The 24,221-nt window shown below is 68.8% G+C and carries 22 protein-coding genes; 10 read left to right on the plus strand and 12 right to left on the minus strand.

Going from position 1 to position 24,221, the window contains the following annotated elements; all coding sequences use genetic code 11:
• The first annotated feature begins 585 nt into the window (after positions 1 to 585).
• Positions 586 to 1,530: an ADP-ribosylglycohydrolase family protein gene (locus ACIBX3_RS02320; RefSeq protein ID WP_397112207.1), complete on the plus strand. Its 945-nt coding sequence runs from the start codon at positions 586 to 588 to the stop codon at positions 1,528 to 1,530.
• A gap of 431 nt (positions 1,531 to 1,961) precedes the next feature.
• The gene (locus ACIBX3_RS02325) at positions 1,962 to 3,173 is read left to right on the plus strand and encodes an MFS transporter (RefSeq protein ID WP_397112209.1); all 1,212 of its coding nucleotides are present in this window, start codon (positions 1,962 to 1,964) and stop codon (positions 3,171 to 3,173) included.
• A 42-nt stretch (positions 3,174 to 3,215) separates the two neighbouring features.
• Here ACIBX3_RS02325 and ACIBX3_RS02330 read toward each other — a convergent pair whose 3' ends face one another.
• The 4 genes from ACIBX3_RS02330 to ACIBX3_RS02345 all read right to left on the minus strand — a co-directional run bounded on the left by ACIBX3_RS02330 (position 3,216) and on the right by ACIBX3_RS02345 (position 6,815).
• Entirely contained in the window at positions 3,216 to 3,548 is a 333-nt protein-coding gene (locus tag ACIBX3_RS02330; protein ID WP_397112211.1) for a transposase, read from the minus strand.
• A 263-nt stretch (positions 3,549 to 3,811) separates the two neighbouring features.
• Positions 3,812 to 5,368, minus strand: coding sequence for a carbohydrate-binding protein (locus tag ACIBX3_RS02335; protein ID WP_397112213.1), 1,557 nt, complete (start codon positions 5,366 to 5,368; stop codon positions 3,812 to 3,814).
• Between the two features lie 311 nt (positions 5,369 to 5,679).
• Positions 5,680 to 6,519, minus strand: a complete 840-nt coding sequence (locus ACIBX3_RS02340; RefSeq protein WP_397112215.1) for a phosphatase PAP2 family protein — start codon at positions 6,517 to 6,519, stop codon at positions 5,680 to 5,682.
• The gene (locus tag ACIBX3_RS02345; RefSeq protein WP_397112217.1) at positions 6,516 to 6,815 is read right to left on the minus strand and encodes a hypothetical protein; all 300 of its coding nucleotides are present in this window, start codon (positions 6,813 to 6,815) and stop codon (positions 6,516 to 6,518) included. Before ACIBX3_RS02345 ends, ACIBX3_RS02340 begins: the two co-directional genes overlap by 4 nt.
• A gap of 194 nt (positions 6,816 to 7,009) precedes the next feature.
• Between ACIBX3_RS02345 and ACIBX3_RS02350 the strand changes: the two genes are divergently transcribed.
• Positions 7,010 to 7,222 (plus strand): hypothetical protein, encoded by a 213-nt coding sequence (locus ACIBX3_RS02350; protein ID WP_397112219.1) that lies wholly within the window; start codon positions 7,010 to 7,012, stop codon positions 7,220 to 7,222.
• A 322-nt stretch (positions 7,223 to 7,544) separates the two neighbouring features.
• Positions 7,545 to 7,826 (plus strand): prolipoprotein diacylglyceryl transferase family protein, encoded by a 282-nt coding sequence (locus ACIBX3_RS02355; protein WP_397113371.1) that lies wholly within the window; start codon positions 7,545 to 7,547, stop codon positions 7,824 to 7,826.
• A gap of 27 nt (positions 7,827 to 7,853) precedes the next feature.
• Here ACIBX3_RS02355 and ACIBX3_RS02360 read toward each other — a convergent pair whose 3' ends face one another.
• Together ACIBX3_RS02360 and ACIBX3_RS02365 are read right to left on the minus strand one after the other, a co-directional pair.
• On the minus strand, positions 7,854 to 9,194 hold the full coding sequence (locus ACIBX3_RS02360) for an alpha/beta fold hydrolase (RefSeq protein WP_397112221.1): 1,341 nt from the start codon (positions 9,192 to 9,194) through the stop codon (positions 7,854 to 7,856).
• Between the two features lie 129 nt (positions 9,195 to 9,323).
• On the minus strand, positions 9,324 to 10,469 hold the full coding sequence (locus tag ACIBX3_RS02365; protein WP_397112223.1) for an epoxide hydrolase family protein: 1,146 nt from the start codon (positions 10,467 to 10,469) through the stop codon (positions 9,324 to 9,326).
• 63 nt (positions 10,470 to 10,532) lie between these two features.
• Here ACIBX3_RS02365 and ACIBX3_RS02370 point away from each other — a divergent pair, with 63 nt between their 5' ends.
• Positions 10,533 to 11,546, plus strand: a complete 1,014-nt coding sequence (locus tag ACIBX3_RS02370) for a helix-turn-helix transcriptional regulator (RefSeq protein ID WP_397112225.1) — start codon at positions 10,533 to 10,535, stop codon at positions 11,544 to 11,546.
• A 48-nt stretch (positions 11,547 to 11,594) separates the two neighbouring features.
• On the opposite strand, the gene ACIBX3_RS02375 is transcribed toward ACIBX3_RS02370, so the two are convergent.
• The 3 genes from ACIBX3_RS02375 to ACIBX3_RS02385 form a co-directional block, all read right to left on the minus strand.
• The gene (locus ACIBX3_RS02375) at positions 11,595 to 12,398 is read right to left on the minus strand and encodes an alpha/beta fold hydrolase (RefSeq protein WP_397112226.1); all 804 of its coding nucleotides are present in this window, start codon (positions 12,396 to 12,398) and stop codon (positions 11,595 to 11,597) included.
• Positions 12,399 to 12,483: 85 nt separating this feature from the next.
• Positions 12,484 to 13,398: an RNA polymerase sigma factor SigJ gene (sigJ, locus tag ACIBX3_RS02380; protein ID WP_397112228.1), complete on the minus strand. Its 915-nt coding sequence runs from the start codon at positions 13,396 to 13,398 to the stop codon at positions 12,484 to 12,486.
• 399 nt (positions 13,399 to 13,797) lie between these two features.
• On the minus strand, positions 13,798 to 14,208 hold the full coding sequence (locus ACIBX3_RS02385) for a hypothetical protein (RefSeq protein WP_397112230.1): 411 nt from the start codon (positions 14,206 to 14,208) through the stop codon (positions 13,798 to 13,800).
• Between the two features lie 252 nt (positions 14,209 to 14,460).
• On the opposite strand from ACIBX3_RS02385, the gene ACIBX3_RS02390 reads away from it, so the two are divergent.
• The 5 genes from ACIBX3_RS02390 to ACIBX3_RS02410 all read left to right on the plus strand — a co-directional run bounded on the left by ACIBX3_RS02390 (position 14,461) and on the right by ACIBX3_RS02410 (position 18,984).
• Complete coding sequence (locus ACIBX3_RS02390) at positions 14,461 to 15,522, plus strand: hypothetical protein (RefSeq protein ID WP_397112232.1); 1,062 nt, start codon at positions 14,461 to 14,463, stop codon at positions 15,520 to 15,522.
• A gap of 224 nt (positions 15,523 to 15,746) precedes the next feature.
• Complete coding sequence (locus ACIBX3_RS02395; protein ID WP_397112234.1) at positions 15,747 to 15,884, plus strand: hypothetical protein; 138 nt, start codon at positions 15,747 to 15,749, stop codon at positions 15,882 to 15,884.
• A gap of 53 nt (positions 15,885 to 15,937) precedes the next feature.
• Complete coding sequence (locus tag ACIBX3_RS02400) at positions 15,938 to 17,281, plus strand: ricin-type beta-trefoil lectin domain protein (RefSeq protein WP_397112236.1); 1,344 nt, start codon at positions 15,938 to 15,940, stop codon at positions 17,279 to 17,281.
• A 355-nt stretch (positions 17,282 to 17,636) separates the two neighbouring features.
• Positions 17,637 to 18,053 carry a VOC family protein gene (locus ACIBX3_RS02405; protein WP_397112238.1) on the plus strand — a complete coding sequence of 139 codons (417 nt, stop codon included), beginning with the start codon at positions 17,637 to 17,639 and terminating at the stop codon, positions 18,051 to 18,053.
• 136 nt (positions 18,054 to 18,189) lie between these two features.
• On the plus strand, positions 18,190 to 18,984 hold the full coding sequence (locus tag ACIBX3_RS02410; RefSeq protein ID WP_397112240.1) for a DUF2637 domain-containing protein: 795 nt from the start codon (positions 18,190 to 18,192) through the stop codon (positions 18,982 to 18,984).
• Positions 18,985 to 19,115: 131 nt separating this feature from the next.
• Here the strand turns inward: ACIBX3_RS02410 and ACIBX3_RS02415 are convergent, their stop codons facing one another.
• The 3 genes from ACIBX3_RS02415 to ACIBX3_RS02425 form a co-directional block, all read right to left on the minus strand.
• Positions 19,116 to 19,583, minus strand: a complete 468-nt coding sequence (locus ACIBX3_RS02415; protein ID WP_397112242.1) for a dihydrofolate reductase family protein — start codon at positions 19,581 to 19,583, stop codon at positions 19,116 to 19,118.
• A gap of 83 nt (positions 19,584 to 19,666) precedes the next feature.
• Positions 19,667 to 21,067 carry an FAD-binding oxidoreductase gene (locus ACIBX3_RS02420; RefSeq protein WP_397112244.1) on the minus strand — a complete coding sequence of 467 codons (1,401 nt, stop codon included), beginning with the start codon at positions 21,065 to 21,067 and terminating at the stop codon, positions 19,667 to 19,669.
• Positions 21,068 to 21,363: 296 nt separating this feature from the next.
• Positions 21,364 to 24,048, minus strand: a complete 2,685-nt coding sequence (locus tag ACIBX3_RS02425) for an AAA family ATPase (protein ID WP_397112246.1) — start codon at positions 24,046 to 24,048, stop codon at positions 21,364 to 21,366.
• Positions 24,049 to 24,221: the final 173 nt, after the last annotated feature.

Here is a 24,221-nt window from a genome sequence, read left to right on the forward strand (position 1 = left end):
CCCGGGTTTCTCAATCGCAACACCGAGCTCCACGTCATGAGGAAGCGGCCCTCGGCGTACCAGTCAGGCCTTCCCGCAGCGCCGCCGCCGTGGGCGTCGCGATGTCCCGGGTGGCGTAGCCGGCGATGTCCAGGACGAGTTCAGCGCCTCGCTGGGAGGTCTCGCCCAGGGCGACTCGGGCATGCCCGGCCTGTGTCCGCTTGGCAGCGCAGCCTTCCTAGGCAAGCCGACGTGCGCGCGCCTTTTCTCCCGTGGTCTCGGATGTGCGGCCAGGAGGCCATCAAATCCGCTCGCCGTCGACTCCCGCCAGCGGACTGGTGTTGTCCCGTGGCCGCCCCTCCCCCCCACCCCGATAACTGCCTGATCTCAGCTCGAATGCGCTTAGATCCAGACCAGAACGGAGTAACCGGCACTCACGTCGAGAATGACGATCCGCTGTTCAGGCGTGGCGATCGCTGCGCCCTGAAACGCTGTACAAGACGCATCTCGGCGTCCGCCGACTCCCCTGAATCAGCTCGTGCGCGATCACCCCATCGCGAAGCGCTCCAGCAGGCCCGACGCTGTAGGGCTCAGTAGCCTGTGGATGTGAATCTTGTGCAGCGTGCCGTTGGCGCGGTCGTCGGCTCGGCTGTGGGCGACGCACTGGGCGCTCCTTTCGAGTTCGGCCCGGCAGGCGCGTTCTCCTCCCGCTTTCCCGTACCAGGTGCCGGCGGTGAGATGAGCGGAGGCGGCGGCTGGGACGCCGGGGAGGCCACCGACGATACGCAGATGGCCGTTCATGTTGCCGAGTCGCTGCTGGAGCGTGACGGTCTGGACCTGCCGGACGTCTTCGCCCGCTTCCAGCGGTGGGCAGCCGATGAGCCCAAAGACATCGGACTGCAGACCGAGGACGTACTGACCCGCGGCCTGCCCTGGGATCAGGCCGCCGCCGCCCACTACCGGAGCAGCCACCGAGCCGCAGGCAACGGCGCGCTCATGCGGGCCACCCCGTCAGCGGTGTACTTCGCCCGCGACGGGCGGCAGGCGACCATGGACGCCGCTCGGAACATCGCCGCACTCACCCACGGCGACCCGGCGGCATGGGAAGGCAGCGCGATCTTTCATGACCTGATACGCGTCGCCTTGGACGGTGCGGATCCCTTAGATCACCTCTCCCAGACCCTCGCCGCTGTCCATCCCCACCATCGTGAGCGCTACGCCGCGATCCTGGCCCCTGGCTGGCATCCCGACCAGGCCACCGAATTCAACGGCGCCGTCTGGCCCTGCCTCGGCTCAGCCGTCTGGGCCCTGCGCACCACCCGCAGCTATGAGGAGGCGATCCGCGCCGCGATCGATCTGGGCGGCGACACCGACACCGTCGCCGCGGTCACCGGCGGCCTGGCCGGAGCCGTGTACGGACCGGCAGCGATTCCAACCAGCTGGACCGAGCCGTTACACGTTCCGTTACCGGGAAGCGGCGGCCGAACCCTGCGCCTGCCCCACCTACTCGACCTCGCCCGTGACCTCGTAGAACGTCCAAGTTCAGGCTGACGGCGAAGCCTGGCCCGCCAGAATGCGATGACCGTGCCTTCGACGCCGTCATCCGCTGTCCGCCGCGCCTTCGGAGTCTGACCCTGAAGACTTCGACGAGGAGTACCTGCCCGACGGTACGTGGGCGAACTACCTGACGGGCGAACGCGTCGAAGGCGGGCGCCGGCGCACCGAGACACATGGCTTCACCTTGATGTCGATCTACGTGCGCGAAGGCGCCGTCCTGCCCGTCGGAGCCAGGGAGATCGACCGGACTCATGCTCTCGTTCCGGCCGCTCCCCTGTCGCGCGGACTGCGATGGGGTCGGAGTATCGGGTATCGGGTGAGGGCTTTGTCCTCATACGATCACTTTCATCACCTATACGTACGCTTGGTGAGCACCGATGCCCAGAACTGCCTGGACATCCGAACCCCCACGGAGACCTATCTACATGGACCTCGCCACGCGCCGGCGCCGGCAGGCGCTGTTCCTGTTCTTCTTCCTTCCAGGAGTCGCGATGTCGTCATGGGTGACCCGCACCCCGGACATCCGCGACCGGCTGGAGGCGTCCACCGGCCAGATGGGCTGGGTGCTGTTCGGCCTGTCGCTCGGCTCCATGATCGGAATTCTGTGCTCCGGACGTCTCGTCTCCCGTTACGGGACCAGACCCGTCATCGGCGTGGGAACCGCGCTGGTCATCGTGAGCATGGCCGTCATCAGCGCCGGCAGTCTCATCTCGTCCGCGCCGCTGGTCATGGCGGGCCTCTGCGCGTTCGGCGCGGGCATGGGAGCAGCTGACGTCGCCGTCAACGTCGACGGCGCCGACGTCGAACGGATCAGTGACACGACGACGCTGCCCACCCTGCACGGCTGCTGGAGCCTGGGCACCGTCATCGGCGCCTGCGCGGGCATCGCCGCCACGGCCGCCCGCCTCCCGGTGCACTGGCATCTGGCAGCGGTCACCCTGATCGCGGCCGCGACCTTCTGCTACGCCATCCGCTTCGTCCCCGCAGGCACCGGAGTCCTCACAGCAGACCAAGCCGGCACCGGCGCCGACCATCCGAGGCCGAGACTCTGGAAGGACCGCAAACTCCTCCTGATCGGTGTGATCGTGCTGGCGATGGCCCTGGCCGAGGGATCCGCCAACGATTGGCTGCCGCTGCTCATGGTGGACGGACACGGCCTGGACGCCGTATCCGGATCCCTGGTCTTCACCGGGTTCGCCGCCGCCATGACCATCGGCCGCTTCAGCGGCACGTTCTTTCTCGACCGCTTCGGCCGGACCACCGTCGTGCGGGCCAGCGCCGTCTCGGGGGCAGCGGGCCTGATCCTGGTGATCTTCTCAGACAACGCCGTGCTGGCCGGAGCGGCGGTTCTGTTCTGGGGACTCGGCGCATCATTGGGCTTCCCCGTCGCTCTGTCAGCTGCGGGGGAATCGGGACCGGAGCAGACCGCCCGCGTGAGCCTGGTGGCCGTGATCGGCTACATCGCCTTCCTCGTGGGCCCGCCCGGCCTCGGCTTCCTCGGCGAGCACTGGGGCCTGCGCCCAGCCATGCTGGTGGTGCTCGCCTTCGTCGCCTCCGTCGCCTTCCTGGCGCCTGCGGTCGACACACGCCGCCGTTCCGCTACGGCAGCAGCCGTACACGCTGACGACACTCCCTGAACCAGGCGAGGCGTTGGGGGGAACGCCTGCCGGTGTCCGTCGTCACCCTCGATCAGTCCAACAACCTGGCGGGCAACGAGCGGATGAGTGGAGGTGCCCAAATTGCTCCGTCCCACGATCGCCCGCATTTGTCCTGCCGGGCGCGGGAGGTTGGTCGGCTCGGGCTTGATCGAGGGCTTGCGGGAGCGGCCGCGGGCGCACGGTGAGCTGACGGCCGTCTTTCGTGGCCGAGGTGCACAAGTGCCGCATCGGACAGGGTTGGCAGGCCTCGCCGCGGAACCTGTTGACGATCGCTCCGGTGCCGCGTTGGGTGCACGGACTCCATGAGGCGCTGAGGTGGCCTTGCGGATGGCTTCCTGCGCCGGCGCATCCCACTGTTCATCCGCCGCGGCATCACCCGCCCGTAACCACCTTTGCCGGCGCCGTGGCAGCGGCTCTCATCTCGGGCGTCAACGTGTACCTGCTGCGACAGCTCGTCTTCGGCTGAAGCGAGGCGTTTCGAGGCGGAGGAGACGCTGGACGGCCTGGCCGGCTCATCAGGAATGAACCGGCCAGGCCCCACCGCCGGCCCTGACGCCGTGGACGGGGTCGTCGACCTGACGCCACGTTCGGCGGCGGAGTCTGTTACGGCGTTACCGTCAGCCGCCGAAGGTCACGACGAGACGGCCATCCGCGGCGAACGACCAGTTCAGGCCACCGGTGTAGGACGAGCACCTGGATCCGTTCGAGCCGGACCAGAACTGGTTCGAACCGTCGGCGTCACCGACGATCCTGTCGTTGGTCCCGCTGCCGCTGCGGCACGAGGTGTTGTTGCGGAACACCGAACTGCCGGCGTCGAAGGAGAAGTTACGCTCGGTATTGTCGATACTGACGTTGTTCGACACGGTCATCGTGCCGGGGTTCCTGTTGTAGGTGAATCCGTGCTTGCCGTTGTCGTAGGCGATGTTGCGCCGGATGACGTGGTTGACCGGGACATCCTCGCCGCCGAGCTTGTAGCCGTTGCGGTCACCGGCCGTGTTCTGGGTGCCGTCGCTGAGGGTGCCGTTCTCGTAGGAGAGGGAGTCCTCGATGGTCACCGCGCCGATGGGTCCCTCGTCAGCGTAGGTGTAGAGGTCCCAGCCGTCGTCGATGTTGTTGTGCGCCACGGCGTAGCGGAAGACGTTGCCGGGGCCGGAGGTCAGCTTCGCGGCGAAGCCGTCGGCGTCCTCTCCGTCGGAGTCGGCGTTGTCGTGCGACACCGCGCTCAGGATGAGGTTGTTGGACGGCCACTGGTCGCGAGGGGTGGTGGAGGTCATCCGCGACAGTTGCAGCCCCGTGTCGCGGTTGAAGCGCGTCACCGTGCGCTCGAAGATGTTGTTGTGGCCGCCGACGAAGATCCCGTTGTCGCCGGCGCGCTCGACGACAATGCCGTGGACGTGCCAGAACGACCCGTTCACGGCAAGCCCGCGGTTCGCCGAGGCCTCGCTCTGGGCCGAGAAGTTCAGCACCGGAGTCTCACCCGGGTAGGCGGACAGTTTCTTGCGGGCGCTCGACGTGCCGTTGTTGCCCGCCGCGATGGTGACCGTCTGCGAGAAGTCGTAGCGCCCGCCGCGCATGAGGATCGTCCCGCCGGGAGCGACGCGGGTGATCGCCGAGGTGAGCGTCGTCGGGTTCGACTGCGTCCCGGCCGCGCTGTCGCTGCCGTTCGGCGCCACGTACAGCGTTCCAGGCGGCGGGGGTGGTGTGTCGCCCGCTTCGGCGTCGATGTAGTCGATGTTGGGCAGGCCGCCCGAGGTCGTCGGGTTGAAACGGATGGTGTTGCTTCCCGAGTTCACCGACACGGTCAGCGTCTTGGTGACCCAGGTGTTCCACGCGCCGGCGGCCTCGAAGGAGACACTTTGGACGGTGGACCCGTTGACGATCAGGTCGGCGGGCCGGGCACTCGTGGTTCCGTTGGCGAACCGCACGCCGATCGTCGCCGTCCCGGCCGCGCCGGCGTTGACGGTGAACTGCGCGTAGGCGCCGGTGGCGTTGTTGGCGTTGCAGAATCCGCTGCCCGAGTACCCGGAGTGATTGCTGTCGATGGTGCCGGTGCAGACCGCGGGCGAGCTTTCCGCCTCGTACCGCGTCGGGGCGGCATGGGCGGCGGGTTGTGACAGTGCGACGAATGTGACGGCCAACAGGCCGGCGCAGGTGAGGACGGCTTTCAGCCGCATCATTGTTCTCCCATGGTGTCGGTACGGCGGCGTGGGCGCATGTTGAGGCGCCAAGACGCCGTGTACGAGGTCGCCTTGTGTGTCGTTGCCCGGGCGAAGCATGGAAACATCGATGAAACCGACGCCACAGTAGGAAAGCGCTTTCCTTACGTCAACTGCCGGTGAAACTTTCATGGCGCCACCTGAGCCGAGGTCTCTTGAGCGCGCAGCCGCCGGCGCGGAGAACGATCTCGATTGCAGTGGTGAAGAGAAATTTCCAATGGAAATACCACTGACCTGGGATCATCGCGATCGGGCGGGATCTCGTCGTTTCAGGGTTTTCGAGCCGCGTCCGCGCGGGTGCCGGCCTGCGGCTTCCCTGCTGCTGTTCGCCGGCGCTCGGCGAGGCGGCCCCAGGCTGAGACAACAGCGATGGAGGCGGCGAACAGCGCGACGCTTCCGGCGATGTCGAGCACGTAGTGGTTCCCCGTGATGAGCACGACCACCGCCATACCCAGCGGGAAGGTCCACGGCAGCAACGCCGATCGCGGATGGGAGCCCCGCAGAGCGAACCACCCGGCATAGCCGCACCACAACGACCATCCCACGTGCATGCTCGGCATCGCAGAAAACAGGTTCCGGCCGCTGGTGACGTCTCGTGTGGCATGGCCGCTGCCCAGAATGTCATGCCCGGCGAGGATGTCGACGATGCCCGGCAGGGCGAACCGCGGGGGCGACATGGGCAGCGCCCAGAAGACGGGGAGGACGAGGAGGGTCATCACGACGAGGGTCCAGCGGACCTTGGCGTAGGACTCGGCATGCCGGACGAAGACCCACACGAGCACAGCGATGATCACGATGTAGTACAGGCGGTAGTAGTACACCGCCGGCATGATCAGGGCCGGATGGTCGGTCAGCCACCGGTTCGCCCCCAGCTCGATGTCCAGGTGGAGGGCGCGCTGGACGGATTGCAGGGTATGTGCGTTGGCGGTGGCGGCCGCCGCCACGTCCTTCCCGGCGGCGGCATGCAGCCGCGAGAAGGTCAGGATCACGAGAAGCAGACCGGCCACTTCGACGAGCGGGGCGGGGCGCCCGCCCACTCTTCCGACCAGTACGGCTGCCCGGGTACGGGCGGCCAGGCGGGATAATCGGCCGTCGTGCCCGGCGATCACCTGGCCCAGCTCGCTCTTGCGGCAGGTGACTCGCCGCCGATCGCGGCATGGGTGAGTTGACCGATCTGTTCCGGGCTGGATTGCACGAAGTCGTTGATCGAGCGCAGGTGGAGCCGTCTGCCAAGGTTGTGACCGGGTTCGTTGGCGGTGGCCGCCTTGGGCGCGTGACCGTCGAAGGCGATTTCCAGACACCAGCCGTCACGCTGCAGGATGACGACAGGGCCGGAAGATCGCGGGATGGTCTGTACGTCCCAGCCGTGCCGATGTGCCCGGTGGGCAAGTGCGTGCGGATTCACCGAGTCGTACTCCTTGTATCGAAAGGGGATGATCCAGCGGAGTTGGCCTGCGGGCTGTCACGGGACGGATGCGGTGGGTAGGCGGTCGGCAGATCCCTTCTATTGAGGGGACGGTCGGAGGTCCGGTTCGGGTTCCATCGCGGGCTTGCCGCGGTCCGAGACTCTCACTGATCCGGGCGGCGGGACACGCAGACTTGACGGCCTGCCGGCTCGGCCACGGAACCGATCACCGGGCCAGAACGCACCGCGACACAACGGACATCACCGACGCCGGATGGCAGGCCATCGAGCCGCTGATGCCCTGGCAGGCCGAAGGGCGCGACGCCGAACCCACCGCGGCGATCATCGGCTCCCAGGCGGTGCCCCATGCCGACGCGAACCGGGTGGATCGAGCACTGGGCGTTTGAGGTGGTGAAGGTCGCCGGTGTAGCGGGCGGCGGGGCGGGGATGTCGTCGATGTGGCGGCGCAGGCCGTTGTTCAGCGTCCACTTTGACGCTCTGCGGGACGGGTGCGGCTGTGCCGGGGCTTGGCCAGTGAAGGAACTACGGGGTGAGTTCGTGGTGGTGAAGGACGCGCACACCGGTCCTGACCAGCAGGAAGTTGACCTAATTCCAACGGATCTGCCCGACATGCGGCGATCGGGGAGACGAAGGGTCCGGGAGTAGGCGCCGACCGATCCGCTCAATCCAGAAGAGCCGCACCCGAGTGGAGGGGCCACCAGGCAGGCGATCGCCCGCTGGGGCGACTGGTTCAACCAGGAGCTGTACGGCAGTCCGACCACGTTGCCGTGGGGCCTGGAGATCGACCAGGCGCACGGCGGCGAGCCAGGCGTGCTCTACCACCCGACGTTCCTGTACGAGTCGTGGACCTCGATCGTGCTGTTCGTCGGCGCGCTGGTCCACCTCTGGGTGACGCGTGACGAGGACACCGAAGAGATCGTGGTGCCTGCCTCGCACAAGGGGGACGGCGGGGAGGCCGCCGAGGAGAAGCAGGTCGTGCCGGAGAAGTAGAACGAGTGATGAGCGGGCGCGCGGGGATCAGGCGGGGCCTCGGTAGCCGGAGGGCGGGCCCTGGCCCTCGTAGGCGGGCACCGGACGGCCGGCCAGAAACGCCCGCAGGAGGCCGAGATACCTCTCGCTCTGGTACGTGCTGCCGCCGAGATAGGCGAGCGTGGCCGAGGGCAGCGCCCGCTGGAACTCCATGGCCGACGCCCAGCTCTGCTCGTCGCACTGGCCCTTGACGATCAGCACGGGCGCCGTCGCCTTGGTCAGGCTCAGCCGGAGCGAGCCCGGCGCGGCCCGCCCACTCAGGCCGACATACCCCCCGGAACCGGTTGCGGCGGCGGGGCAGGGATGCGGCGCTCTCCGGCGGACGAGGTCGAGGTAGGCGTCCAGCTCGCGGTCACCCGCAAACGCGTGCGCCGCCCGCGGGTCCACCCGCAGCAACGTGGAGATGGCGAGCAGGCGCGGGTCCGGCGTCCCGTCGCGTCCGAACACCGCCGCCGCCTCGACCTTCCCGTCCGTCCCTCGCGCTTGGGGCTCCCAAGCGGGTGCTCCCTGAGACGGCTCGGTGGGAGAAGCAGAGAAGGTCGCGGTGGAGGACCCCTGGGACGGGTCGGAAGGAGAAGCAAGGACCGACGCGGTGGAGGCCCTCTGGGAGAGTCCAGCGGGCGAGGAGAGCACCGTCCTCGCGACCCGGTCCGGGTGCGCGGCCAGGTAGGCGGCCGCGAGCTGGGCGCCGTAGTCCTGGGCGATCAGGTTCAGCCGCCCGGCGCCCATGGCCTGGCGGATGGCCTCGAGGTCCTGTACGTCGCGCGTCAGCCCGTACCCCCGAGGGTCCCGCAGCCGCGCCGAACGCCCGGCCCCGAGCTGGTCATAGACGTACACCTGGTACCCGTCCGCCGCCAGTTTCCCGAAGAATGCCGAGGACGCCGCCAGGTCCGCCACGCCGGGCCCGCCGTGCAGGAACACCACGGGATCTGGCCGGGTGACCCGCTTCGGCGCAAGCCGTACGTACGCCAGCTCCGAGCCCGTCGGCAGCCGCCACTCGCGCTGCCCGGCCACCGGCGCCAGGGAGGTATGGGACGGAGCCGGACGCAAGGTGGCCACGCTGACCTGCCAGACCACCGCCGCCTCCACCCCGAGGACCACCACGGCCCGCAACCATCGCCCCCACGCCACCCTCGGCCTCGGCACGCACAGCAGCAGGCCCAGAAAGAACATCGACGCGAAGACGGCCAGGCCCGTCACCGCGAAAGCCGTCGGCTCCGCGCCCACCATCGCCATCCCGGCCAGCGTGGCCAGCCCCAGGACCGGCGACAGCGCCAGCACTCCGGCACCCGCCACCACGCGCCCGGTCAGCCTGGCGAAAGTAGCCATAAAGGGACGCTAGTGCACGCACCGCGCTCCTCGCTCCCCCCTTCGCTACTGTTGCGAAGGTCCTTCGCCGGGTCGTACGAGTTCTTCACAACATCGGGACCCGCGGCTCGGGCGTGGTGGTTCAGAGCCTCAGCGGACCTTCCGGAAGAACGCCCGGACGTCGTCGACCAGCAGTTCGGGGGCCTCCATGGCGGCGAAGTGGCCGCCCCGGTCGAATTCCGACCAGTGCACGACGTTGTGCTCGCGCTCGGCGATCCGCCGGACGCCCGCGTCGCCGGGGAAGACGGCGACGCCGTGCGGCAGCGCCGAGTACTCGACGGCGGCGCCCCATGACCTCTGCGTCTCCTTGTAGAGGCGGGCCGACGATGCGGCGGTCCTGGTGAACCAGTAGATGCTGATGTCGGTGAGCAGTTGGTCGACGTCCACCGCGTCCTCGGGCAGTTCCCGCGCCGGGTCGGTCCACTCCTTGAATTTCTCGGCGATCCACGCCAGCTGCGCGGCGGGCGAGTCGTGCAGGCCGAACGCCAGGGTCTGCGGCCGGGTTGCCTGGATCACCGCGTAGCCGGCACTGTCCTCGTCCTGGTATTGGCCGAGCCGGGCGAGCTCGGCCTCGGTGAGCCCTTCGAACTCGGCCGGGTCGCCGCTCGGGAAACCGAGGGCGCCGTTGACGTGCACGCCCGCGACGTGTGCCGAGTCGGCGCGGCCGAGCATCGGCGAGATGACCGAACCGCTGTCGCCGCCTTGCGCGCCGTACCGGTCGTAGCCGAGGCGACCCATCAGCTCAGCCCATGCCCGGGCGACTCGGTTCAGATCCCAGCCGGGCGCAGTGGTCGGCCCGGAGAAGCCGAACCCGGGGATCGACGGGGCGACGACGTGGAATGCGTCGGCCGGCTCGCCGCCGTGCGCGGCAGGGTCGGTGAGCGGCCCGATGACCTTCATGAACTCGGCGACCGAGCCGGGCCAGCCGTGCGTGATGATCAGCGGGAGGGCGTCCGGCTCGGGGGACCGCACGTGCAGGAAGTGGATGTTCTGGCCGTCGATCTCGGTGGTGAACTGCGGGTACTCGTTGAGCGCCGCCTCGTGCTTCCGCCAGTCGTATCCGCCGCGCCAGTACTCGGCCAGCCGCTGCACGTACGAGACCGGGATGCCGTACGACCAGCCGACGCCGGGCAGCTCGTCGGGCCAGAGGGTGCGCGCCAGCCGGTCGTGCAGGTCGTCGAGCGCGGCCTGCGGGATGTCTATGCGGAACGGGCTGATCTCCGTGGTGAACGTCATGGAGAACACGCTAGGGACGGGTTAGGACAGGTTCAGTCCTAGGAGTGAGGCAATCTGGAGGACATGTTGGAGACATCGGCCCGGTTGCTCAGACTGCTCTCGCTCCTGCAGACCCACCGGGAGTGGTCGGGCGTGGAACTGGCGGAGCGCCTCGGCGTGACCGCGCGGACGGTCCGCCGTGACGTCGGGCGGCTGCGCGAGCTCGGCTATCCCGTGCACGCCACCGCGGGCGCGCCCGGCTACCGGCTCGGCGCAGGCACGGACCTGCCGCCGCTCCTGCTGGACGACGACGAGGCGGTGGCGATCGCGGTGGGGCTGCGGACGGCGGCCGGGGGCTCGGTGTCGGGGATCGAGGAGACCTCCGTACGAGCGCTGGCCAAGCTGGAGCGGGTGCTGCCGTCCCGCCTCCGGCATCGTGTGCACGCGCTGCAGTCGATGACCGTGCCGATGGGACGGCCGGGTTCGGCGGTGGACGCGGCGTCTCTGACCGCGATCGCCGCCGCCTGCCGCGACCACGAGACCCTGCGGTTCGGCTACCGGACGCACGACCGGCAGGAGAGCGTCCGCGCCGCCGAGCCCTACCGGCTCGTCCATTCGGGGCGACACTGGTACCTGCTGGGCTGGGACACCGGCCGGGCCGACTGGCGCACCTATCGGGTCGACCGCCTGAGCCTGCGGACGCCGAACGGACCGCGGTTCGTCCCCCGTGACCCGCCCGACTCCGACCTGGCGGCCTACATGTCACGGTCGATCTCCAGCGCGCCCTATCGGTACCAGGGCCGCTTCACGATGCACGCTCCGGCCGAGGTCGTCGCCGAGCACATGCCGGCCACGATGGGGACGATCGAGCCGATCGACGAGCGGTCCTGCACGTTGTCCACCGGCGCGAACGACCTTGACGAACTCGCCGTCTGGGTCGCGCTGCTGGACATCGACTTCGAAGTGCACGAGCCGCCCGAGCTCGTCGGCCGTATCCGCGCCCTCTCCACCCGCCTGGCCGGCGCCACCCGTGCCGGCGCAGAGCCGAGGCGACCGTCGACCTCGACCCCGCCCTGGCCTGGTCCGTCGACCTGCTGAGTCACAACGCCGCCGTCGCGGACCGCCGCCGTCCATCGGCCGGAACCGTCATGCCGAACGATCCGGAACGCGGGCGGATGCGGCGATGAGGGCGGCGACGGCGTCGGGATCGTCGGCCATGGGGACGTGGCCGCAGCCGGGAAGCGACCCGACGCGGGTGCCGGGTGGGAGTTGGTCGACGTGACGGGCCCAGGGCACGAGGAGGAAGTCGCGGGAGCCGAACGCGACGGTCGTCGGAATGCTGAGGGGTGGTCGTGGTCCCGGCTGGTAGCAGCGTCTGACGGTGGCCTGGTAGGTGGCGGGTAAGCCGGGGCAGCGGGCCATGTCCTGGATGCTTGTGCGTGCCTGGTCAGGGGTCATCCGCGCGGGCCGGCCGTGGGTCTGGCCGAGGACCATGATGCGTCCCAGACGGTGGTTCACCAGGCGGGACAGCAGACCCGTGGCGTGTTCGGCGAGCCATCGGGTGGTGCGCAGGCTGACCCGCTGGTAGATCGGTGTGGCGCCACGCCACAGCCCGGCCGGTGAAAGCAGGGTCAGTGAGGCCGACGGGCGGATGTGGGCGAGTTCGAGTGCCACCCATCCGCCGAGTGAGTTGCCCACGATGTGCGGGGTGGTGATGCCGAGATCTTCGAGGAAACCCGCCACGACCGCCGCCAGGGCCGCCGGTAACGGTTCGACGTGCTCCGGCAAGGGCTCGGAGTCCCCGAACCCCGGAAGGTCGACGGCCAGGACGTCGAAGCGCTCGGCGAGAGTGGGGATGACGGGGTTCCAGGCGTGGCGCGAGGATCCGAGCCCGTGCAACAACACCAGGGGCGCGCCGGTGCCGGAACGGGTGAACGCGAGTGACGACACGTGCCTTCCTCCTTCAGGGCTTCCGGTCGGGCTTGCGCGACCTGCGGATGTCTTGCTCTGCGGGATTCGCCCGCAGCGGTGCGCATTACCAGTTGTGTGCGACCCGACGGAGTTTGCCGGGATTGACCACGAAGTCGATCTCAGTGATCAGATTCCCGGCCACGGTGAACCCCATCACCCCGACGACGGTCCCACCGGCTTCGAAGACCAGACCGGTCGCGCCGTTGACCGTGCTGAGCCGCGGCGTGACGGCGTGTCTGGCCGCGACGCCGAGCAGCAGTCGTGCGACGTTGGCCGCGCCGGTGACCGGGCGGCGCGCCACGCCGGGGACCAGGCCGCCGCCGTCGGACCGCAGGACGACATCCGGGTCCAGGACACAGATCAGTTCCTCGACGCTTCCGTGGAAGCATGCCTTCACGAACGCCTCGACCGCATGGGCGTGCTGGCGGCGGTCGGGGGTGAAGCGGGGCGCGCGGCGCCGGACATGGCCCCGGGCCCTGACCACCAGCTGCCGGCAGGCCGCCTCACTGCGGCCCACGACCGCCGAGACTTCCTGGTAGGACAGGCCGAAGACCTCACGCAGCACGAAGGCGGCCCGCTCTGCGGGGCTGAGCGATTCGAGCAGGACGAGCATCGCCATGCTGACCGACTCGTCCAGGGTCACCCGGTCCTCCGGGCTCGGGCTCGGAGACGACAAGACACGGTCCCCGGTGGTACCGACGAGCGGCTCGGGCAGCCACGGGCCGACATAGCTCTCGCGCCTGGCCCGGGCGGAGCCCAGCTCGTCCAGGCAGATCCGAGCGACCACCGTGGTCAGCCACGCCCGCACATCCCGCAGATCGTTTCCCCGCGCACGGGTGAACCGCAGGTAGGCCTCCTGAACGGCGTCCTCGGCGTCGGTCAGTGTGCCGAGAATCCGGTAGGCGACCTCGTTGAGATGAGCGCGGTGCCGTTCGAACTCGGCCCCCAGGTCACCGGTGTCCCCTGTGCTGGTGTCCACTTCCGTGTCTTCTTTCCCAGGCCTTCCCTTGCGAGGGCCGGCCGTCGGCGTGCTGGGCGCGGCGGGCGCCTGCGGACTGAAATCGGCGGGTTGCCAGGTGGTCACAAAGATCTTCATGACCGCTCTCGTTTCATCGAATCAGTTGCCGCGGCCGTGACAGGTAGCGCGACGACCACATACCAGTAGGACGAGGAAGCTGGTCTGGTTGTGACACGGGATCGTCTCAGGGCATCCCCGCTCGGTATCGCGGTACGCGCGGGGCCCGCCGCCCGCGGAGCCGTCGAGCCGTGCCTGGCACGTGAGAATGCCGATGACGCTCGAACGGCTACCCGCGAGCAAGTGCTTGCGGGTAGCCGTGTCCACGCTGGTCACCGACCATGGGTGAGCCGAGCAGAACGCTTAGCACCACTTCGGCTTGTTGTACTTGGCGATCCCCTTGAGCCTGTTGTACTCGAACTTGGCGGTTTTACCGAAGGGGATGTTCTTGCACTTCGGGTCGAAGCCCCGCTTGACGTCGATTGAGGCCTTCCTCTTCTTCGCGTGGCAGTTGAGGATCGTCACGATGCCGGTGCCGCCGAAATTGGCATCTTTCTCGCCCATGAAATAGAGCTTCTGCTTGCGCCAGGAACAGGGCCGGTCGAGGGCGCCGGCCGCGACCGACGCTTTCGTCAGCCCCGGTAGGTCCGCCGCGGCGTGGTAACTGACGCTCGTCGCGTCAGCCTGCGCGGAGCTGCCCGCCAACGTGGGTGTCGCCGCGAGCAATGTCGTCGCCAACCCGCCGATCACCGTCGCCGTGATCTTGCGTATCATGGTTCCTGCCTTTCAGCCGGGGATGTGGTTCTCGGACGAGTTCGAACGTAAGGGCGGGGCACGCGACGGGGCCATAATTCTTCGTCCAGTCAATGTCCGCTGGACATTGGACAATTGAAATTCCTGGTCAGCGGCATTCCTCGTGCTTGTCCGACGGTTATGCGGCCGTGGATGGGGATGGAAGTGCGGCGCCCGATCTCCGGTTCAGGTGTGCCGGCGCGTCCGAGCCGGAGAACCCTTAAGGTCTTGAGCGTGGAGAGGATCTTGGCGGCGGCCTCGGCGGTCTTGGGCAAGAGGGTCAGCCGGCCGATTGATTTGGGCGGGAGTTCGCGCACCCACGTCCTGCGGTGTGAGACCGGCGATGGTGGCACGGTGGTGGTGAAGGCGTACCAGGACGCCGGGGGCTTCGCGGCCGAAGCGGCAGGGCTGTCGCTCGGTGGCGGGTTCGGGCCCCGGTTGTTGGCTGTGGACCCGTCCTTCCCGCTCGTCGTGATGTCGGATCTCGGCATCGCGCCGAGTCTGGCCGATGTGCTGCTGGGGGAGTCTGCGGAAGCGGCCCGGGAAGGGCTGCTCACGTGGGCGCGAGCGTACGGGCGGATCGCCGTGGCCGGCGCTGGGCGACAGCAGGAGTGGAAGCGCTCTCTGGCCGCCTACTCCAGACAGGATGCGCAGTGGCGGCTCTTCCACGACGTAGGCGAACTGGGAGAGGTGTTACCCGTTGTGCCTGCCGGGCTTGACGGCGAGTTGACGGCGCTGGAGGCGAGCAATGAGCGGTACCCGGTCTTCTCGCCAGGTGACATCTGCCCGGACAACAACCTGCTGACAGCGGACGGGCTGCATGTACTCGACTTCGAGAGCGCGGGGTATCACTCGGCTTTTCTGGAAGCGGCCTACGTACGCATGCCGTTCGCGACGTGCTGGTGCGTGTTCCGGCTGCCGGAAGGGGTGGAAGCCGAGATCGAGGACGCCTACCGCAAGGAGGTGGTCGCCGTCCATCCCGAGTTGGCCGATGACGAGCTCTGGGAAGCGGGGGTACGGCAGGCCGTGGCCACCTGGACGATTCACATGACATGGGTCTTGTTGCCGGGAGCCCGTAAGCAGGATCAGCCCATGCATCCCACCCGGACACCGGTGCCGAGCAAGCGCCAGCTGCTGCGCTACCGGTGGGGCCGCCTCCTGGACGAACTCGACCAGGGCGGGGACGAGTTCCCCGCTGTACGGGAAGTCGTACGGGCATGGCTCGAGGAAACCGCAGAGTGGGACGTCGCCGAGTTGCCCCGCTACCCTGCCTTCACCTCGGCCGGGCCGGCCTGAGCAGCAAGGGAGGGCGCCGGCCACAATGCCGCCCGGCGACGTCGGCGCAGCGGCCGCCGGCCGTACTGCGTCATTTCCTGAAAAGTTGTGAAGAGCGCTTGTCAGATTCGGTGTGATCACCAACAATCTAGGCACTCGCCGGTGGGCCGGGTAGGCGTACTTCTCCGGGAAGCCACGCTTTCCACCGACGTGAGTTCTGTCACGCCTACCCGCATGGGGGTTCAGTGAGACGCTCACGCCCTGCCTCGGCCCTCTGCGGCTGCGGCACGAAGCGCACCACCTGGAACGCCGACGGAACCCCCGGCTTCGGAATCCCGGTCCGCCTCGGCGTCGCGCTGCTCTCCCTCTCCGGCGAGCAGTAGCCCTCCTCCGAGCGGGCGCGATCGTGCGCCCGCCCCCTCCGGAAGGAAACCACATGTCCATCCGCGTCCCCCTGCTCACGGCTGCCTTGAGCCTCGTCTTAACGATGGTCGCCCCCTCCGGGGCGACCACGGCCCACGCGGCGTCCTGCCCCCAAGGCACGTACGAGATCAAGACCGCCCGCCACGTGATCTGCACTCACGGCCCCGACGCTCCCCCGTCCGGCCTGGACATCAAACGCCGGGTCCCACCCGTATCCCAGACCGCGGCGGCCGCGGGCCTGCCCGTGTGCGAGGGCGACGGCGTCAGCGGAAAGCGCGTGGAGGTGCTCTACATCCACGGCTCCACCAGCCGCTACCAGCAGTACTTGGAGACCTTCCGCACCCTCGCGGAGGGCGTTGACACCATTTACAACGCCAGCGCCGCCGAGACCGGCGGCGAGCGCCACATCCGCTTTGTCACCGAAACGGTCAACGGCTTGTGCCGTCCCGTCGTCCGTGACGTGCAGATCTCCGACTCGGCACTCAACGCCAACGACTGGGCGCCGCTGCTCAACGCCGTGCAGGCCGCCGGCTACACCCGGACCGACCGCAAGTACCTGCAGTTCGTCGACGCCCAGGTGTACTGCGGCATCGGCGGCTTCGCCGGCGACACCTCCAAGAGCGACGCCAACCGCTCCAACGTCGGCCCGGAATACGCCCGTGTCGACAGCGGCTGCTGGGACTCGGCCGTGGCCGCCCACGAGGTCGGCCACACGCTCGGCGCGGTCAACAACAACGCGCCGCACGCCTCCGGCCACGCCCACTGCGTCGACGAATACGACGTCATGTGCTACAAGGACGCCCCCGAGGTCACCCTGATCTACAACTGCCCCGACCGGAGCCACGACCGGCTCCTGGACTGCGGCCACGAGGACTACTACCACACCAACCCGTCGCCCGGAAGCTACCTGGCGACGTACTACAACGTCGCGGACAACCTCTTCCTCATCAAGGGCGGCGGAACCTCACAGCCGCCGACCACCTTCCGCCTGACCAACGCCGCCTCCGGCACCTGCCTGGACGACCCCAACGGCAGCACGACCAACGGCGTCCAGCTCACCCTGCGAGGCTGCAGCGGCGGGACCGGCCAGACCGTGACCCAGTCCGGCTCGACCCTGCAGATTCTCGGCAAGTGCGTCGACGCCTACGGCACCGGTACCGCGAACGGAACCGCGATCATCCTGTGGACGTGCAACGGCGGAGCCAACCAGCAGTGGACGATACGGCCTGACGGCACGATCGTCGGCGCGCAGAGCGGCCGTTGCCTCACACCCGCCAACGGCGGCACGGCGGACAACACTCCCATCGTCTTGTACGACTGCGGCAGCCAGTCCTACCAGCGCTGGACCCGTACCTGAGCACGATGCGGTACCGGGCCCGTGGGCGCGCCGGGTAAACGCTCCCGGGCCCGGTACACGTTCGACAACATGGTTAGCGCTAACATTTCCGCTTGCAACGACAAGAGCGAATCTTCATAAAGCGTTTTCGGTACGGTAAATCGACGTAACCGCCTATGTCAATGGGACGATTTCAACGTCAAGCGAAAAGGTTTTCTGTGACCTCTGCCGACGTGCCCCGCCTTCAGGGTTCCACCGTCGCCAAGGTGTCCCAGGCGGCCATCGCGCAGGTGATGACGGCTTCCAGATCGGCGCGGCGAGAATGGCGTCCGAGGGCATCGGCACCCGGCCAGAGCCCCACAGTTCAGGAGAAATCATGTTCTCTCGGCTGAACCCCTACCTCACCTTCAACGGCAACGCCCGCCAGGCGATGGAGTTCTACGCGAGCGTGTTCGGCGGCAGACTCGCCTTCAACACCTTCGCCGAGTTCGGCGCCACGGACTCGCCGGACGCCGACAAGATCATGCACGCGGTCCTGGAGACCGACGCCGGTTACACGATCATGGCCGGCGACGTCACCAGCGACATGCAACACCAGCCCATGACGGGCTGCTCGGTGAGTCTCAGCGGCGACGACGCCGACCTCCTGCGCGGCTACTGGGCAAAACTGTCCGCGGGCGGCACCACCACGATGCCCATGCAAAAGCAGATCTGGGGTGACGAGTTCGGCATGTGCGTCGACCCGTTCGGCGTGTCGTGGATGGTCAATGTCAGCCCGTCCCAGACCCAGTAGGGGCAACTGGCCGCCAGCGGTCCCCGTGCGCGACCGGCCGACCGACGCCGAGCCGGATCTCATCCGCGCCGCCCGCCTGAGACAGAAGTGACCGATGGGCACATAGTGCGACATCGGGCATGGCAACATCTCTGGAGTGAATGCAGTCAAGCAGGCGCCTCGGGGCGGGGATCGGCTGATCCGTGCGTCGATGACGGTCGTGGTGCTGGCGGTCGCGGCGGTGGCTGCGTGGGTGTCGTACTGGCATGCAGTGGCAGTGATCGAGAAGTACGGTGCCGAGGACGAGTTGTCGGCGCATCTCGTCCCGGCGACGGTGGACGGCATGATCTACGCCTCCTCGATGGTGCTGTTGTGGTGTGCCCGTTACCGTCTGGCGGTGCCGGCACTGGCCCGCTGGGCGCTGGCGCTGGGAGTCGCCGCGACGCTGGCGGCGAACATCTTGCACGGTATCGAACGGGGACCCCTGGCCGCGGCGCTGGCCGCGTGGCCGGCGATCGCGTTGGTGATCTCCTACGAGCTGATCATGTGGGTGGTCCGCTCAGGTCGCGAGCTCGCCGATCGCACGCATGACCAGGGACAGCCGGTGCGAGCGCTCGCCGAGCCCGCACCCCCGAGCGTCGTCTCAGACCAGGCGCCGCGGGTGCCGAAGCCGGGACCGGTGCCGCAGGTCGACCAAGGCGAGCCGACGCGGGAAACCGGCGAGCGCCGGTCAGCGTCCGCCGAGCCCGAACCGGCGGCCACACAGGCAGGCCAAGACGCGCCGGCAGGCGAGGCCCGGGACGACAGCGACCGGCGAGCCCAGGTGGCGGCCCTGCTCGCTCAAGATCCGAACATGACCGGGACCGCGCTCGCCCGTGCGCTCGGGGTACACGAGTCCACCGGGCGCAAATACCGCCGCGAAGCACTCAACGGCAACGGCCGCTCCGCATAGCGCCGAAACCGGGGCTCAGCGCGGGCGTGGCGCCGTGCCCCATGCGAGACGCTGACCGCGGACCACGCCGGTCTGCTCACCGCCGCCGGCCACCCGAAGGGGCGATTCTGGTTTCGCCGCGGAGGGACTGCTCAGCTCTTCGCGACGTCGTATACGAGGTGCGTCACGCGGTCCCCCTGAATGACCTGCGAAGGGTTGTCGAGCAGGATCGGAGCGTCCAGCGGGCCCGTCGCGAAGAACGGGCGGCCCGATCCGAACAGCACGGGGACCAGATTGACGACGACCTGATCGATGAGACCGAGCCGCAGTGCCTGGCCTCCGATCTGGCCCCCGGCCACGTCGACGACCCGGTCGCCGGCGCCGGCGTAGGCCTGGGCGGCGCTGATGGCCTCCTCGACGCCGTTGACGAACGTGAACGGCGCCGTGCCGGCATGCTCCCAGTTCGCCGGCGGTTCGTGGGTCACCACGAAGACGTGCTCGCCTGCGGCGGGCTTGCCGTTCCAGCCGTTCGTCAGGTCGAAGAGCGGCCCGACCTCGTCGCGGTCGTCGGCCATGAAGCCGTCCAGCGAGACCGCCGCATACATGATTGTCTTGCCCATCACGAATCTCCTTGCCTCGCTCGTCGAAGCCTGTTCAACCGCGTAAGCCGTGTGGCCGCGCTCCGAAGTGAGAGCGGCGGGTGTCACGGCCCATCGGGGCGGATGTTGTGGTTGTGGCGGAACACGTTGTCCGGGTCGTATCGACGCTTGAGCGCGGTGAGGCGGCGTAGCTTGCCGGGGCTGTAGGCCCGCCGCAGCCCAGACTCGCCGTCGTCGGCAAGCACGTTGACGTATACCCCGCTGGCGAACGGCTCGATGGCATCCCCGTAACGCCGAGCCGCCGCCATCCGGGCCTCGTCTTCGCCGGGATCCGTCCAGCGGGCACTGGCCACGAACTCCACCGCCGTCTCGCGGTGGCTGAAGGCCGTCTCGTCGTCGGCGACGTCGCGAATGGCTCCGCCGTACGCCTGGAGGCTGGCTGCCGGTAGCCGGCCGAGATCGGTCTCATCCTCGATCTCCCCGCCGACTCCGCGGGAGATGAAGGCGTCGATGGCCCCATCGGGGAGATCGCGCAGGTAGTGGCCCTTCCAGTACCGGCGCCAGCGGTGGCCTTCGGTGCTGTCGTCCATCGTCTGCAACTGCAGGTAGGACAGCTCCCTTACCCGCTGCGCCGCAGGTGGGACCGCCGCTCGTACCGAATCCAGCAGTCCTGCGCCCTGCGCGGGGTCGCCCACCCACACATACCCCAGGCTCACCAGCCCACGGTTATGGAGGTCCGGCGACAAGTACGACTGCGCTTCGGCCGTGCCCGTCCAGGCGGTGAGCGTGGCCTCCCTGGGGGCGTCGGGCAGGAGATCCCACCATCGCCGCATGGCCTCGTGGGCGTCCCGCGGCCGGTAGAACAGTTCGGTCAGGAGGGCGGACGTCCCGACCGGGTGAAGATGGAATTCGAAGGCCGTCACCACGCCGAAGTTGCCGCCACCACCGCGTAACGCCCAGAACAGGTCGGCGTTCTCCGCGGCACTGGCCCTCACCACGTCGCCATCCGCGGTGACGACCTCGAAGCCGGCGACGTTGTCGCAGGTGAGCCCGTACCGGCGGGCCAGCCAGCCCATGCCCCCGCCCAGGGTGAGACCACCCACGCCGGTGTGCGAGACGTTGCCGGCCGTGGTGGCCAACCCGAACGGCTGAGTGGCCCTGTCCAGCGCACCGAGCAGCGCGCCCCCTTCGACCCAGGCCCGACGCTGCTCGGGGTCGACGCGCACCGCGCCCATCGGGGACAGATCGACCATGACTCCGCCGTCCGGCACCGAGAGTCCGACGACGCTGTGCCCCCCGCAATGCACGGCGAGGTCGAGGTCGTGCCGCCGGGCGAATCGGACGGCGGCGATGACGTCGTTCCGGTCCGTGCACCTGGCGATGAGGGCGGGTCGCCGATCCACCATCGCGTTCCAGACCTGGCGGTGCCGGTCGTAGCGGCTGTCGCCCGGGACCAGCACGTCGCCGGAGAAACCATGGATCACCTTGGGAAAGACCTTTGCCATGTTCGCCTCCCAGCCATATCTGACGAGAACTTCGATTGATAGGTCGCCATCGGTGTTCGGATCGCGCCCACCACGCCACGGCACGCTCCGTCAAGACTGTGATCCCTGGCCGCCGGCCGGTCGACAACGCAACCACAGGACGCCGGAGCGGCGTTCACGGTGACCATGGTGTGGTTGATGAGCCTTCCCATCGCTGTCTCCTTCACGAATCGTGTCGTCGACGCTACGAGCCGGAAGGTGAACACGGCATCTGTCAAACGACGGGTGCCGGACCGCGCCGCGTATCCGAGGGAGGCTCACAGGCTGAGCCTCCCGAGCTGGGATCGCCGGCTGACGCCCAGCTTCGGGTAGGCCTTGTACAGGTGGTGGCCGACGGTGCGCGGGCTGAGGAACAGCTGGGCGGCGATCTCGCGGTTGCTCAAGCCGAGGGCCGCACGTCGTACGACCTGTAACTCCTGTGGTGTGAGCTGGCCGGCACCGACGCCGCCAGTGGTGTGTGCGTCCGGAACGGGGTCCCCCAGAGCGACGAGCTCCGCTCGGACGCGTTGCCGCCACCCATGGGCGGCGATCCGTTCGAACGTCTCGAACGCTTCGGAGAGCTGCGATCGCGCCGACGTGGGACGGCGATTTCGCCGCAGCCATTCCCCGTACGCCAACTGGGTGCGTGCCCGGTCGTACGGTCCGCACCCGTCGACGCGGAGAGCCGCCTCGAACCGCTCCTGCGTGTCCTCGCCCTCACGCAGGAGTGCCTCGCATCGCAGCATGAGAGCGGAACCCACCGGGCTCGCCGTATGCTTCGCCCACTCGGCGAGCTGAGGAAGGTGCGTACGCGCACGGTCGAAGTCACCGGTTCTGACCGCGGCCTCGACGTGGTCCGGTATCGCTCGAACGGTCACGTCTCGGCTGGGCGGGCCGTGGCACACGTCGTCGAGACGGTCGAGCGCGGCGCTCGAGTCACCGGTCATGAGATCGATCAGGGCCAGCGCCCAGGTTGCAAGGGCGGCGGCCATCCGGTGGTTTCTGGCATCGCTCAGCACCAGCTGGGCCCGTTCGCGGCTGGTGACAACGTCGCCTCGAACCGCGGCGAGCCAGGCCGAGATGGAGCTGAGCACCACGGTCTGCATGCCCTGACCGAGCTCGGCGGCCAGTGTCATGGCTTCGGCCACGTTGGCTTCCGCGTCCTGGAGCCGGCCGGTGACCAGCTGAGCGAGCGCGAGGGGCTCTTGCGCATACGGTAGCCATCCGAGCGCCCCCTGGGTGCGAAGCGCGGCGACCTCGCTGTCGAGCATGGCCAGTGCAGGCGCGTCCGCGCCGATCAACAAGCCCATGAACCCGGCGGTCAACCGCTCGAACGCTCCGTCCACATGTCCCTCATCGGTGGCGAGGAACAGTTCCCGCATGGGAGGGACCCCCGCGCCGATGTCGCCCCGCAACAGGTCCGTGAAGCCCACCAGAGCGTCGAACATCACAGTCGGACCGTCTCGCACGGACCGCATCTGGCCCGCGCAACGACGAAGCAGCTCGGGGTCGGCCGCGTCACGTGCGCACCAAGTCGCCTCGGTCAGCACGGCCACAGCCTGGTCCGGGTCGATCGAGAGGATCGGCGCCGCGGCGTCGAGGGCGAGCGCACTCGCCTCGGTAGGAGAGCCGCGCTCGTACGCGACTTGGGCCAGCACCCAACCGGCCTCCGCTTCCTCGCCCGGTCGTTCGGTCAGCGTGCCCCCGGCCGAAGCCAGGTCCGCGGCCCAATCGAGCTGACCGGCGTCGTAGGCGGTGCGAGCGGCCTCGACGAGACGCCTGGCTCGGTCGGCGCGCCCGACGCTCAGCCGCGCCGCCCGCTCCAGCGCTCGCGCGGCACCGGCCGGAGCACCGCGGACGACGGCACGCCGCGCCGCCGCCTCAAGCTCGGCTGCGGCGTTGTCGTCGGTACCTGTCGCCGCCGCCGCGAGGTGCCATGCCCGCCGGTCGGCATCACGTGGGTCGGACAGCGTCGCCGCCAGCACCCCGTGCGCGGCCGCTCGCCGGGCCAGCGGTGCGTCCTGGTAGGCCGAAGCCCGGATCAACGGATGCCGGAACTCCACGGCGTCGGATGTCACTCGGACGAGGTGACGGTGTTCGGCCGGCTCGAGGTCGGAGGCGTGCAGACCGAGACGCGCCGCGGCGTCCGAGAACGACCGGAGCTCCGAGCGATCGTCCGCCGCCGCGAGCAGCAGCGCCAAGCGGGTGCGCTCGGGCAGCGCGCGAATCTGATTCCGGAAGTGCTCCTCCAGCCGGCCGGTGGCGGGAAGCGGGGCCACCGGCGCCGGACGATGGGCCGCGCCATCGTTGGCCGCAAGTTCGAGGATGGCCAAGGGATTGCCGCCAGACTCGAGGAGCACGCGCTCGGCGATCTCACCCGGCAGCGTCCGGACGCTTGCCAGCAGACGAGCGGAGTCGGCCCGGTCGAGGCGCCGGAGCGTGAGACTGTCGACGCCGGCCGCGGTGAAAAGGCGCTCGCCGTCCCGCGCCGCGAGGATCGTCGCCACCGGATCCGTGTGAAGTCGCCGGACCGCGAACAGCAGGGCGTCGATTGACGACTGATCGAACCAGTGCACATCGTCGACCAGGCACAACACCGGCCCTTCCTCGGCCAGTTCGGAGAGCAGAGTCAGCACCGCCGCACCCACCAGCAGCCGCTCACCGGACGAGGAACTCGCGCCCAACGCCGCCCGCAACGCGTGAGCCTGCGGGCCGGGCAGCGCGTCGAACCGGTCGGCGAAGCGGGCGAACAACAACTGGAGACCGGCGAACGGGATCTCGGCCTCGGACTCGACCCCGACCACGCGGAGCACGCGCATGCCGCCGGCGACGTCGGCCGCGTAGTCGAGCAAAGCCGTCTTGCCGATGCCGGCCTCGCCGCGCAACACCAGCGAACGACTCTGGCCGTGCTTGGCATCGGCGATCAGGCGATTGAGCCGCGACCGTTCGGCAGATCGCCCCATGATCACCAGGGCAGTCTAACAATCCGACCGGCCGACGGCTTCTGTCGTCGGCTTCATATCGGCTTCATGGCCGAGACGTTCGACGATGACGGCACCGGCGACGGCAGGGCCTGCCCGTCGAATCGAGGTTCTGGCCGGCCGAGCAGGAGGGGGGCCAGATCGGCCGGCCATGA

The sequence above is a fragment of the Nonomuraea sp. NPDC049480 genome (genome assembly GCF_044465905.1).
Classification (GTDB): Bacteria; Actinomycetota; Actinomycetes; order Streptosporangiales; family Streptosporangiaceae; genus Nonomuraea.